The sequence below is a fragment of the Streptomyces chartreusis genome, assembly GCF_008704715.1.
Classification (GTDB): domain Bacteria; phylum Actinomycetota; class Actinomycetes; order Streptomycetales; family Streptomycetaceae; genus Streptomyces; species Streptomyces chartreusis.
Genome location: NZ_CP023689.1, coordinates 3,564,192 through 3,576,861, shown reverse-complemented (window position 1 = coordinate 3,576,861; position 12,670 = coordinate 3,564,192). Strand labels below are relative to the sequence as shown.

At 71.2% G+C, this 12,670-nt stretch carries 12 protein-coding genes; 7 read left to right on the top strand and 5 right to left on the bottom strand.

The genetic code is table 11. The features are described from left to right. The first annotated feature begins 210 nt into the window (after positions 1-210). From sigE to CP983_RS14990, 5 genes are all read left to right on the top strand, one after another. Positions 211-909: an RNA polymerase sigma factor SigE gene (gene sigE, locus CP983_RS15010; protein ID WP_125529651.1), complete on the top strand. Its 699-nt coding sequence runs from the start codon at positions 211-213 to the stop codon at positions 907-909. Continuing rightward, a complete protein-coding gene (locus tag CP983_RS15005; RefSeq protein WP_150499872.1) occupies positions 906-1,877 on the top strand; it encodes an anti-sigma factor family protein in 972 nt (323 codons plus the stop codon). Before sigE ends, CP983_RS15005 begins: the two co-directional genes overlap by 4 nt. 314 nt (positions 1,878-2,191) lie before the next feature. Beyond that, positions 2,192-4,186, top strand: coding sequence for a S1C family serine protease (locus CP983_RS15000; RefSeq protein ID WP_150499871.1), 1,995 nt, complete (start codon positions 2,192-2,194; stop codon positions 4,184-4,186). Between the two features lie 184 nt (positions 4,187-4,370). Further along, entirely contained in the window at positions 4,371-4,808 is a 438-nt protein-coding gene (locus tag CP983_RS14995; RefSeq protein ID WP_125527056.1) for a sec-independent translocase, read from the top strand. Positions 4,809-5,035: 227 nt separating this feature from the next. Beyond that, entirely contained in the window at positions 5,036-5,704 is a 669-nt protein-coding gene (locus CP983_RS14990) for a hypothetical protein (RefSeq protein WP_229914882.1), read from the top strand. Between the two features lie 65 nt (positions 5,705-5,769). On the opposite strand, the gene CP983_RS14985 is transcribed toward CP983_RS14990, so the two are convergent. Genes CP983_RS14985 through CP983_RS14975 form a run of 3 tightly spaced genes read right to left on the bottom strand, consistent with a single transcriptional unit; the run spans position 5,770 to position 8,827 of the window. After that, positions 5,770-6,903, bottom strand: coding sequence for an Mrp/NBP35 family ATP-binding protein (locus tag CP983_RS14985; protein ID WP_107903127.1), 1,134 nt, complete (start codon positions 6,901-6,903; stop codon positions 5,770-5,772). 42 nt (positions 6,904-6,945) lie between these two features. Further along, positions 6,946-7,542 (bottom strand): DUF1003 domain-containing protein, encoded by a 597-nt coding sequence (locus tag CP983_RS14980; RefSeq protein ID WP_125527057.1) that lies wholly within the window; start codon positions 7,540-7,542, stop codon positions 6,946-6,948. Then, entirely contained in the window at positions 7,532-8,827 is a 1,296-nt protein-coding gene (locus CP983_RS14975) for a magnesium transporter MgtE N-terminal domain-containing protein (protein ID WP_150499869.1), read from the bottom strand. The genes CP983_RS14980 and CP983_RS14975 overlap by 11 nt, the downstream gene beginning before the upstream one ends. 222 nt (positions 8,828-9,049) lie before the next feature. Between CP983_RS14975 and CP983_RS14970 the strand changes: the two genes are divergently transcribed. Then, positions 9,050-9,796: a hypothetical protein gene (locus CP983_RS14970; protein WP_150499868.1), complete on the top strand. Its 747-nt coding sequence runs from the start codon at positions 9,050-9,052 to the stop codon at positions 9,794-9,796. A gap of 91 nt (positions 9,797-9,887) precedes the next feature. Here CP983_RS14970 and CP983_RS14965 read toward each other — a convergent pair whose 3' ends face one another. Together CP983_RS14965 and CP983_RS14960 are read right to left on the bottom strand one after the other, a co-directional pair. Then, positions 9,888-10,406: a hypothetical protein gene (locus CP983_RS14965; RefSeq protein WP_150499867.1), complete on the bottom strand. Its 519-nt coding sequence runs from the start codon at positions 10,404-10,406 to the stop codon at positions 9,888-9,890. Positions 10,407-10,448: 42 nt separating this feature from the next. Beyond that, positions 10,449-11,564, bottom strand: coding sequence for a magnesium and cobalt transport protein CorA (locus CP983_RS14960; protein WP_107903117.1), 1,116 nt, complete (start codon positions 11,562-11,564; stop codon positions 10,449-10,451). A gap of 507 nt (positions 11,565-12,071) precedes the next feature. Here CP983_RS14960 and CP983_RS14955 point away from each other — a divergent pair. Then, positions 12,072-12,656, top strand: coding sequence for a suppressor of fused domain protein (locus tag CP983_RS14955; protein WP_150499866.1), 585 nt, complete (start codon positions 12,072-12,074; stop codon positions 12,654-12,656). Positions 12,657-12,670: the final 14 nt, after the last annotated feature.

Here is a 12,670-nt window from a genome sequence, read left to right as displayed (position 1 = left end):
AAGACGAGCGGGGGGACACAGTTGGATCACGACGACGAGCAGGGCCGTGAGCAGGCGCCGACGCGGGCGCACCAGCCGTCCCGGCCCAGATCAAATTCTCGTAAAACCGCTTATCCGGAGCTAACGGGCGAGGTGGCTATGGTAGGGGCTCCACTGGACACCACCAGAGCCGACAGGGGAGGTGCGGCTGCGCCTGTGGATCGGGGAGGAGTGCTACGGCGCTTCCTCGGATCGGCGGGCAGGCCGAAATCCGTGAACGACACCGCTGACCACAGTCACGCCGGCGACTTCGCCCAGACCGCGACCTTCTCCACCGACGCGGACGGGCAGGCGTGGACTCCGCCCACCTGGGAGGAGATCGTCAGCACGCACAGCGGCCGCGTCTACCGACTGGCGTACCGCCTGACCGGCAACCAGCACGACGCCGAGGACCTCACCCAGGAGGTCTTCGTCCGTGTCTTCCGGTCCCTGTCGACGTACACGCCGGGCACCTTCGAGGGCTGGCTGCACCGCATCACCACCAACCTCTTCCTGGACATGGTCCGCCGTAAGCAGCGCATCCGCTTCGACGCGCTCGGGGAGGACGCGGCCGAGCGACTGCCCAGCAAGGAGCCCACGCCGCAGCAGGTCTTCAACGACGCCCACTTCGACGCGGACGTCCAGCAGGCCCTCGACACCCTCGCGCCCGAGTTCCGGGCCGCCGTCGTCCTGTGCGACATCGAAGGACTTTCGTACGAGGAGATCGCCGCGACCCTCGGCGTCAAGCTCGGCACCGTCCGCTCCCGTATCCACCGGGGCCGCTCGCAGCTGCGCAAGGCCCTCGCCCACCGGTCGCCGGAGGCGCGCGCCGAGCGCCGCTCCTTCGTGCCGCGTGTGGCCGCACTGGGGGGAGGGGGCGCGCCCGCGTGAGTGGCTCCCGACCCAATCCGGCCGAACGACTCCTGGCCGAGCAGCACCTAGGCGACCGACTCTCCGCCCTCGTCGACGGAGAGCTCGGTCATGAGACGCGCGAGCGGGTTCTCGCCCATGTGGCGACCTGCGCCAAGTGCAAGTCCGAGGTCGACGCGCAGCGCCGGCTGAAGAACGTCTTCGCGGAGGCGGCCCCGCCGCCTCCCTCCGAGAGCTTCCTCGCCCGCCTTCAGGGCCTCCCAGGGGGAGGCGACCTGGACGGCGGCGGCTCGCCGCTGGGCGGGGGTGGATTCGGCGGACTGTCCGGCCGGCCCGGCACCGCCGGGGCCTTCGGTGTGAAGCGCGGCGAGGGCTTCGAGTTCGGATATGTCCCCGCGGGCTCGCACCCCCCGGCGTTCCCCGCCTCCGACCGCGGCTTCCGCACCCACCCCGTGGGCCGTCCCGACACCGATCGCTCCGCGTCCTCGCGCATGCGGTTCGCGTTCGTCGCGGCGGGCGCGGTGTCGCTGGCCGCGATCGCGCTGGGCGGCGTCACGACCAGCGCGCCCACCGACACGGAGGCCCGCGGCGGCTCCGGCGGCAGCAATGTGACACCGGCGCGGACGCAGGGCACCGGTGCCGCGACCGCGCCCGAGAACCAGCGCCGCCGCGGGGCGGGCCCCCTGCTCGCGCAGGGACAGGGCCAGCGCAACCTCGACAGCCCGGCCGCCTCGACCGAGGTGTCGGCCCCGCTCCTGCCCGGGATGCCGGACCGGGGCGCCGACCAGGACGTGCACACCCTGACGGCACCCGTGATGGCCGGCGCGGCCGCCATGTCCCCGCTGATACGTCCGCTCGGTGAGACCCCGCCGCTCACCCTGACCGCCTGGTCCTCGGACACCGGGATCACCGCGACCCCGGGTCTGCTCGCCGCACCCGTCCCCGACGCGTCGTCGTCCCCCTCCGCCTCCTCGGCCACCAACCGCTGACCGGCCTCTGCGCAGCGGCCCACGAACCTGATTGAATCCGGGGTGGGCCGCGCGCCGCGCCCTGCGGGCCGGGCGCGGAGTAGAGGCACCGCGGTCGCCGTTGTCGCCGCGTGCGGGGTGGGGGAGGTAGCACGAAGTCGCCGGTTTCCCGAGGGAGGCCGAGCGCGACAGCGCAGTGTCGAGTAGGCAATCAGAGCGCCGGGACATCTCCCGGTGGCGGCCTGCGGGGGAACCAGGGATCGCGACAGGGCGGGGTTCTTCGCAGGGCCCGCTTCCTACTCGAGCATCGGTCGGCAGCGAGCAGGAAGCAGAACATGAACGAGGGGAAGCCCGCGAAGGCGAAGTGGTGGAACCGACCTCGACCGCAGGAGGCCTCGGGCCGGGCGGACGGGACGACACCCACGCCGGACGAGCCGATGCCGGTGACGGCACCTGAGGGCACGCGGGACCGGGACGGCGACTTCGAACTGCGGCCCGCTGCCGCGCGTGCAGGTGACGCCGTCTCCGCCGACGGTGACTTCGAGCTGGCGCGGCCGGCGGCGAGCGGGGCCGGGGAGAGCAGCGCCTCTGCCGACGGTGACTTCGAGCTTCGGCCCGCTGCGGACGCCGTGGGCGACACGGCCCCCAACGAGGGCGACTTCGAGCTGGCCAGGCCGGCCGTGGCGGAACACCCCAAGCCCCTCCACGATCCCGACCCCTACAGCACCCCGCCCTACGGCGAGCCCGGCCCCTGGGCGCCCGCACCGCCGGTCCAGCACCCGGTGACGACACCGGCCCACGGGACGGCCGTACAGCCGTCGACGCCCGCCCACGGGACGTCGGCCGGACCGATGCCGCCCGCGGCAGCGCAGCAGCCGACGACGGCCGGCGCTTCCGTCCCGGCTCCCGTCGTCCCCGCCCAGGAGGCCCCCGCCGCGGCCCCTGTCATTCCGGCCCAGGCTGCGCCTCGGGAGACGGCTCACACGGCACCTGCGCCCCCCGCCATCCCCACCCAGCCCTCGCCCCACCCCCCAATTCCAGCCACTCTTGATCAACCCGGCCCCACGGCCACCTCCACTCCCACCCGGACACCGACCTCCACCGACACCCCGCCCCCCGCCAACCCCTGGCAAAACTACGACCCCTGGGCCCTCGCGGCACTCCCGGTCTCGCCCCTCCAGCAGAACGGGGCCGCCGTCGCCAGCAAGGAGCAGCGGCGTAAGCGGGCGAAGAAGGTGTTGTTCGTCGGGGCGTTGGTGCTGGCGCTCGTGTCCGGTGGCATCGGCGGGGCCGTGGGGGCGTATCTGGAGCGCAACGGCGGCATGGGTGGCATCGAGCTGCCGCAGGCCGGGACCGAGCCCGTCGGACGGGCACCGGACAGCGTCGCCGGGATCGCGGCCCGCGCACTGCCCAGTGTCGTGACCCTCCATGTGAGCGGACGCGAGGCGCAGGGCACCGGCACCGGCTTCGTGCTCGACGACCGGGGGCACATCCTCACCAACAACCACGTCGTCGAACCCGCGGGCGACGACGGCGAGATATCCGTGACCTTCCACAGCGGCGACACCGCCAAGGCCACCGTCGTCGGCCGCGACAGCGGCTACGACCTCGCCGTCGTCAAGGTCAGCGGCGTCAGCGGCCTGAAGCCCCTGCCGCTCGGCAACTCCGACAACGTCCAGGTCGGCGACCCGGTCGTCGCCATCGGCGCCCCGTTCGACCTGGAGGGCACCGTCACCTCCGGCATCATCAGCGCCAAGGAGCGGCCCATCACGGCCGGCGGCGAGGGCGGCGACGGAAGCGACGTGTCGTACGTGGACGCGTTGCAGACCGACGCGCCCATCAACCCCGGCAACTCCGGCGGCCCCCTCCTCGACGCCCGGGCCCGGGTCGTCGGCATCAACTCCGCGATCCGTTCCGCCGACACCGGATCCGACCTCGAAGGCGCCCAGGCCGGCTCCATCGGCCTCGGCTTCGCCATCCCGGTGAACCAGGCCAGGCGCGTTGCCGAGGAGCTGATCAACACCGGCCACGCGACGCACCCGGTCATCGGCGTCACCCTCGACATGGACTACGCGGGCGACGGGGCCCGCGTGGGCACCAAGGGCAGCGACGGCGGCTCCGCGGTCACCGGCGGCGGTCCCGGCGACAAGGCCGGCATCAAACCCGGCGACGTCATCACCGAGGTCGACGGGCAGCGCGTGCACTCCGGTGAGGAACTCATCGTCAAGACCCGTGCCCACCGCCCCGGCGACCGGCTGAAGCTGACGCTGAAGCGCGGCGGCAAGGAGGTCACGATCTCCCTGACGCTGGGCTCGTCGAGCGGAGGCTGAGCGGGGACCGAAGTCACAGAAACCTCTCAGCGTGAGCCGTGTCACCGCCGTATTGAGGCCCTGACAAGGCAAACAACCCGGAAAACCGCACGCCCACACGCATTCGGAGGGCTCGGGACAGTACCGGTCGTAGCGGATCGCCGGGTACCGTGGAGCCGACCGAGGACATCGCAAGGAGCTTCAGGTGTTCAATGACATAGGACCGCTCGAGCTGGTGACGCTCATCGTCCTCGCCGTGCTCGTCTTCGGTCCGGACAAGCTCCCGAAACTGATCCAGGACGTCACGCGGACGATCCGTAAGATCCGCGAGTTCTCGGAGAGCGCGAAAGAGGACATCCGGCAGGAACTCGGACCGGAGTTCAAGGACTTCGAGTTCGAGGACCTCAACCCCAAGACGTTCATCCGCAAGCAGCTGGACAACGACGAACTGGGGCTCAAGGAGATCCGCAACGGCTTCGACCTCAAGAAGGAGATGGCCGAGGTCACCGACGCCGTGCACAGCCGTGAATCGGATTCGTCGTCCTCCTCGTCGTCCGGGTCCTCCGGCGGCAGCATCGACATGACGAAGAAGCCCGAGAGCCCTCGCGAGGAGCGCCCGCCCTACGACGCGGACGCCACCTGAGCCGTACGAACACGGGAGCGGTCGGCACCCGTACGTGACGCTTCTCATACTCCGCCCGGGTCGCACACGGCCTGATCCCGCCCTCCGTGCGCCCTACGCGCCGGGCGCTTTCCATGCTGCTCGAAGCGGTGTGGCTATGCTGCCGAGTTGTTGTGCGGACCGGACGAGTACGCCCGAAGGGGGGCGGGCCGGGCTGGTCCGGCCAGAACGAGGAGGCGTCCGGGCACATGGAGACGACGAGTCAGACGACTAGTCGCGCAGTCGCGCAGGAACCGGCCGCGGAGAGCGGACAGCACGTCCCTTCTGCCCGGCGCACGGTCGACGGCTATCTGCTGGCGCCCTTCCCGTGGTACGGCCTCGATGAGGCCTTCACGGGGCCGCGCTGGCTGATGCAGGTCGGAACGGCGGCCGACGGGGCCGTGGAACACGGATCGATCGGGCACGGGGACGAGCCCTCCGTGCGCAACGAGGCGACCGAGGACCGGGAGAAGTTCGCGGTCGTGGTGACCGTCGCCGCGAATCCGTCCCGGCGCAGCGCCGACGGCACGGGGCTGCTGGAGGCCACCTCGGTGTCCTCGGCGGCGTGGCTCGCGGGCGTCGGGCTGCTGACGTTCACGTGGCCGGGTCAGATGGACCACACGCTGCGGGACGACTGGCTGGAGCAGCAGACGGAGACGGCGTGGGCGCTGGCCGACGATCTCGCCGGGTCGGCGTGGTCGACGCTGTCCCTGCCGGTCGACGGGGTGCCGACGCCCTTCCACTACCGCGAGTCCGAGTTCGGCTGGGTGCTGGCCGGGTCCACTCAGGCCGGGGTGCACGTGGGTGCGTACGGGCGGGGAATGAGCGCGTACGGGCTCGGGTTCGCCGTGGTCAAGGACATCAGCGCGTACGCCTAGCCGGCGGGGCTGGGCCGATGTGAGGGGCGCCGGTGGATTCGGCGCCCCTTCGCCGTGTGGAGGTCCTAGAACTTGTTGCGCGGCGTGATGCCCAGGGACATGCCCGACAGGCCCCTCTGACGGCCGCCGAGCTTGCCCGCGATCGAGCGCAGGGCCGAGCCCGCCGGGCTGTCCGGGTCCGTCAGGACGACCGGCTTGCCGTCGTCGCCGCCCTCGCGCAGGCGGACGTCGATCGGGATGCTGCCGAGGACCGGGACGTTCGCGCCGGTCGTGCGGGTGAGGCCGTCGGCGACCGTCTGGCCGCCGCCGGTGCCGAAGACGTCGACCATCTCGCCGCAGTGCGGGCAGGGCAGGCCGGACATGTTCTCGACCACGCCGACGATCTTCTGGTGGGTCTGGACGGCGATCGAGCCGGCCCGCTCGGCGACCTCGGCGGCGGCCTGCTGCGGGGTCGTCACGACCAGGATCTCGGCGTTCGGGACCAGCTGGGCGACGGAGATCGCGATGTCACCGGTGCCGGGCGGCAGGTCCAGGAGCAGGACGTCCAGGTCGCCCCAGTACACGTCCGCCAGGAACTGCTGGAGGGCGCGGTGGAGCATCGGGCCGCGCCAGACGACCGGTGCGTTGCCCGGGGTGAACATGCCGATGGAGATGACCTTCACGCCGTTCGCGGACGGCGGCATGATCATGTTCTCGACCTGGGTCGGACGCCCGTCGGCACCCAGCATGCGCGGCACGCTGTGGCCGTAGATGTCGGCGTCGACGACGCCCACCTTGAGGCCGTCGGCCGCCATCGCCGCCGCCAGGTTGACCGTGACGGAGGACTTGCCGACGCCGCCCTTGCCGGAGGCGACCGCGTACACGCGGGTCAGCGAGCCGGGCTTGGCGAAGGGGACCTCGCGCTCGGCCTGGCCGCCGCGCAGGGCGTTCGCCAGCTCCTTGCGCTGCTCGTCGCTCATCACGTCCAGCGTGACGTCGACGCCGGTGACGCCCTCGACCGCGGAGACGGCGTCCGTCACGCGCTGCGTGATCGTCTCGCGCATCGGGCAGCCGGAGACCGTCAGGTACACGGTGACCGCGACCGTACCGTCCGCACCGATCTCCACCGACTTGACCATCCCGAGTTCCGTGATGGGGCGGTTGATCTCGGGGTCGTTCACCGTCGCCAGTGCCTCGCGCACCGCGTCTTCCGTAGCCATAGGACGATGGTACGGCCCGGTAGCCATGCCCCGGAAAGGCTGTCAGCGGTCGTCTACGTCACGTCCGCGCGACCGATCCGCCGGGAATACCCCGCCCTCGCGGTGACCGTTGCCCCGCTCCTCCAGCTCCTTCATCAGATCCTGGAGCTCGGAGCGCATCCAGTCGCGGGTGGCGACCTCGCCCAGGCCGATGCGCAGGGAGGCGATCTCGCGGGTCAGGTACTCGGTGTCGGCGATGGACCGCTCGTTCTGCTTGCGGTCCTGTTCGAGGTTGACCCGGTCGCGGTCGTCCTGCCGGTTCTGCGCGAGCAGGATCAGCGGGGCGGCGTAGGAGGCCTGGAGCGAGAGCATCAGGGTCAGGAAGATGAACGGGTACTCGTCGAACTTCAGCTCGCCGGGCGCGAAGATGTTCCACAGCACCCACATGATGATGACGATCGTCATCCAGACGATGAACCGCCCGGTGCCCAGGAAGCGCGCGATGCGCTCCGAGAGCCGTCCGAAGGCCTCCGGGTCCCATTCGGGCAGGAGCCGGCGGCGCGGCGGACGGGGTTGGTCGAGGCGCGTGCGGGGCGCACGGGAGGCCGCGGTGGCGCCCGAGGCCGTGCGCTCGCGTGTGCCCTCGCGCTCATGCGCCATGCCCCGACACCCCCTGGCCCGCGTCCTCGTCCAGATGGAACTCCGTCTCCCGCCAGTCCTCGGGCAGCAGATGGTCCAGCACGTCGTCGACGGTCACCGCCCCCAGCAGCGACCCCGAGTCGTCCACGACCGGGGCCGCGACCATGTCGTACGTCGCGAAGAACCCGGCGACGACAGGCAGCGCGGCATCCGGCTCCAGCGCTTCGAGCGCCTCGTCGAGCAGCGCGCTGACCAGCGTGTACGGCGGGTCGCGCAGCAGGCGCTGGAAGTGGACCGTGCCGAGGTACTTGCCGGTGGGCGTCTCGTCGGGCGGGCGGCAGACGTAGACCTGGGCGGCGAGGGCCGGGGACAGGTCGGGGTTGCGGACCCGGGCGAGGGCGTCGGCGACGGTGGCGTCCGGGCGCAGGATGATCGGCTCGGTCGTCATCAGACCGCCGGCCGTGTGCTCCTCGTACGCCATCAGCCGGCGCATGTCGGCCGCGTCGGCGGGCTGCATCAGGCTCAGCAGCCGCTCCTGCTCGTCCGTCGGGAGCTCGCCGAGCAGGTCGGCCGCGTCGTCCGGGTCCATGGCCTCCAGGACGTCGGCGGCGCGTTCCTGCTTCAGCTTGCCGAGGATCTCGATCTGGTCGTCCTCGGGGAGCTCCTCCAGGACGTCGGCCAGTCGGTCGTCGTCGAGGGCGGCGGCGACCTCGGCGCGGCGCTTGGGGGAGAGGTGGTGCAGGACGTTGGCGAGGTCGGCGGGCCGCAGCTGCTCGAAGGTGGCCAGGAGGCTCTCCGCGCCCTGGCCCTGCTCCTCCAGGGAGAAGCCGGTGACGGCGGACCACTCCACGGTCAGCGACTCGCCCTTCGCGCGCCGCAGCGGACCGCTCCGGCCGCCCTTGCGCACGAAGACCTTGTCGATCTCCCAGTCCCGGCGGGCCGGGAGCTGTCCGACCGACAGATCGAGGACGGTGACCTCCTCGCCGGTCTCGACGAGGGTGACGCGCCGGTCGAGGAGCTCGCCGAAGACGAGGCGCTCGGTGGGGCGCTGCTCGAAGCGCCGGACGTTGAGCACGCCGGTGGTGATGACCTGGCCGGACTCGATGCCGGTCACGCGGGTCATGGGCAGGAAGATTCGGCGCCGGGTGGAGAGTTCGACGACGAGGCCGAGCAGCCGCGGGGGACGCCGGCCGACCCGGAGCATGACGACCAGATCGCGGACGCGGCCCACCTGGTCACCGTTCGGGTCGAAGACGGCGATACCGGCGAGATGCGAGACGAAGATCCGGGGAGCGCCGGCTGCCATGGCTGAGGCTCCTTTTCGTGCCGGGTGTGCGTGTTGCTGTCGAGGCTGCGCTGCCGTGCCGCCTTTTGTCGAATTGCCCGCTCGGGTGGGCTTCAGGCTAGCCCGTCCGGATCCGATACGCCCTGGTGAGAGGTCCGGACGGACCGGCTCCGCCCGGGGGGTGACGTGCGGGTACGCTGCCGTACGCCGCTCAGGTCCCACGACAGAAAGGCAGCCCCACCTGTGACTGCGATTCCCCAGGGTCGTACTCGCCGGGCCGCGCTGGTGACCGCCATCTGCGCCCTGGTCGTGTCGGGAACGGGACTGACGGGATGCAGTGAGGACCCGGACGAGGGCACCAACGGGGTCGGCAAGCTGCCGGTCGCCGAGATCCAGCGCAAGGCCCGTACGGCGGCGGACACCGCCGAAGCGGTGCACCTGTCGGGGAACCTGGTCACCAGCGGGCGCACCTACAAGCTCGACATGCAGCTGAAGTCCGACGGGGCGACGGGGTCGCTCACCGCGCAGGGGTCCACCTTCCAGCTGCTGCGGATCGGCGAGCAGCTGTATCTGAAGGCCGACTCCGGCTTCTGGAGCGACGCGGGCAACGACGGCAAGGCGGACGCCGGGGCCGTGGACAAGCTGAACGGCAAGTACGTGCGGGTGCCGCAGGGCGACCCGGCGTACAAGAAGTTCAGCGGCTTCACGGACAAGGACGTGCTCCTCGAGGGCCTGCTGACGCTGCACGGCAAGGTGGCCGCCGACGGCCGGCACGAGCAGGCGGGCGTCCGCACCATCCGCATCGCCGGCGACAAGGGCTCGGGCGGCACCCTCGACGTCTCCCTGGAGGGCGACCCGTACCCCCTGCTGCTGACCCGGGCGGGCGACGGAGGCACCCTGACCTTCTCCGACTGGGGCAAGGACTTCGCCCTGGAGAAGCCGAAGAAGGGCGACACGGTGGACTACGGCAGGCAACTGCCGACGTCGTAGTCGCGCCCCATAGGGGCGCGGGGCTGTATCGATATGCGGCTCCGCCGCGTGCGCGCGACCAGCCACGATGGCGCGGCAGACGATCGACGGCCTATCGCGAAGAGCTCCGTTTCCTCTTCAGCAGCAGCCGCGGCAGCCCCGCCGGGATCGGCCTGCGCGTCGTCGCCGCCGACGGCAGCGGTGCCTCGGCCAGGGAGCCGTCCGGCAGCGCTCCGAGGGCCCCCGTCGGCTCCAGCCGCAGCACCCGGCACTCGCGCGCCCAGCGCCCGGGCATCGCCTCGCCGTCGGGCGCGTTCAGGCGCTTGCCCTTGAGCTCGGCGACGGTCGCCTCCCACTGCTCGGAGCCCGCCCCGAGCTCGACGACCTTCGCCGTCCAGGAGACCAGCCGGCCGCCCTTGTCCTTGCTGCGGACCGTCACCTCGGCCACGGCCCCGTCGGCCAGCCCCGGCAGCGGCTGCTCACCGGGACCGTCGCCGACGACACACGCCGCACCCTCGTGCCACGCGTGCCACAGCGCCCGCGCCGGGGAACCGGGTCCCCTGACCCAGATGAGGCCGGACTTCTTGGTGGCCTCCTCGACGAGGGCCTGGTCGAGCAGCTCGCTTGTCATGCCCCCAAGACTATCCAGCGCCGCCGGACCGGCCGGGACCGCTCAGAGCCAGCCGTTGCGCTTCAGCGTGCGGTGGATGCCGAGACAGATCGCCACCGTGACGCTGAGGATCACCGGGTAGCCGTACTTCCAGTGCGTCTCCGGCATGTAGTCGAAGTTCATGCCGTACACACCGCACACCATCGTCGGTACGGCGATGATCGCGGCCCACGACGTGATCTTCCGCATGTCCTCGTTCTGCGCGACGGACGCCTGGGCGAGGTTGGCCTGGAGGATCGAGTTGAGGAGCTCGTCGAAGCCGATGACCTGCTCGTGCACACGGGCGACATGGTCGGCGACGTCCCGGAAGTACTTCTGGATGTCGGGGTCGATCAGCCGCATCGGACGCTCGCTCAGCAGCTGCATGGGCCGCAGCAGCGGCGACACGGCCCGCTTGAACTCCAGCACCTCACGCTTGAGTTGGTAGATCCGGCCGGCGTCCGTGCCGCGCGGGCTGCCCTTGCGCCCCGGCGAGAACACCTCGGTCTCCACCTCGTCGATGTCGTCCTGCACCGCGTCGGCGACGGCGATGTACCCGTCGACGACATGGTCGGCGATGGCGTGCAGCACGGCCGACGGGCCCTTGGCGAGCAGCTCGGGGTCGTCCTGGAGGCGGTGCCTGAGCGCCCGCAGCGAGCCCTGTCCGCCGTGCCGGACGGTGATGAAGAAGTCCCGGCCGGTGAAGCACATGACCTCGCCGGTCTCGACGACCTCGCTGTTGGCGGTGAGCTCGTCGTGCTCGACGTAGTGGATGGTCTTGAAGACGGTGAACAGGGAGTCGTCGTAGCGCTCCAGCTTGGGCCGCTGGTGCGCCTGCACCGCGTCCTCGACGGCCAGCGGGTGCAGCCCGAACTCGCCCGCGATACCGGAGAATTCGGCCTCGGTGGGCTCGTGCAGCCCGATCCAGACGAAGCCGCCGTCGCGCCGCACCCGGCGCATCGCCTCGTGCGGGGTGAGCGGCTTGTCGGTCTCCAGACGGCGGCCGTCACGGTAGACGGCGCAGTCGACGACGGCCGAGGGGGTCGCGGGGTCGCGGGTGGTGTCGTAGGCCCCGCTGTCCTTGCGCAGCGACGTACGGGCCGGACGGACCACGGCGCGCAGGTCTCGAATCATCGACATGAGCAGGCTCCTTCGCAACGGGCAACGAAGCTCGGAGGGCCGCAGCACGGCTGGAACTGCCCGGAATGGGGACGTCCTGACCTCAGGATGTTTGGCACGTCCACAAAGCGGGGAGCACCGCACCGTTGCGGTGGTGGGCTTCGTTGCTGATTCAGATCAGACCGATCAGGCAAAGCGAAACGAAGTGCTCTTCCGTGGGAGGACGCGAGCGTGAAAGGACGGCGGTCAGCCGGAGCGGAACAGCCGGATCAGCTACATCAGCGGCGGGAAGAGCGAGTGGTACTGCACGGTCGACTTCGATCCATGACAGCCCCACCTCCTCCGGCCGGTCCCTCGTGAGGGACGTTCCATACCCCTTTCGGGGTTCCCCGTAGGGGAGTTTTCAGCGGCGTCGGGACTCGATCGCGACGCTTCTGCGTGCTGTCCCGAACACCGGGCAAGAGTATCAGCCGACTGAAGTGTCAAGGCGCTGCTTTGCCGGGTACTGACGAGTTCTATGCTCGCGGCATGGCTGATGTTCTTCCTCTGGTCGAGGCCCGGTTGCGCACCGCGCTGGGCGAACCGGGCGCCCGTGCGGCGGTCACCTTCCTCGGTACGGACCGCGTCGAGGTGCTCCGTTTCCAGGCGGGCGACATCGTCCGCTACGCCACGCTCGGCATGTCCGCGCAGCCCATGAACGACCCCACCGCGGTGGTCGCCGACCCCGTCAAGGGCGCCCGCGCCGAGCTGGTCCTCTCGGTGCGCGCCGGAATCGCCGACACCGACAAGGTGCTCCGCCCGCTCGCCGTGCTCGCCGCTTCCCCGCAGGTGGAGGGCCTGATCGTGGCCCCGGGCGCCTCGCTGGACGTCGGTGAACCGCTGTGGCCCGGCGCCCCGTTCACCTCGGTCCTGGTCGCCGAGCCGGGCGGCCTGGTCGAGGACCTGGAGCTCGACGAGCCCCTCGACCCCGTGCGCTTTCTGCCGCTGCTCCCCATGACGCCGAACGAGGCGGCCTGGAAGCGGGTGCACGGCGCCCAGGCCCTCCAGGAGCGCTGGCTCACGAACGGCACGGACCTGAGGGATCCCGCCCGCAGGTCCGTACCGCTGGAGTGAGGAACCTCACCAAC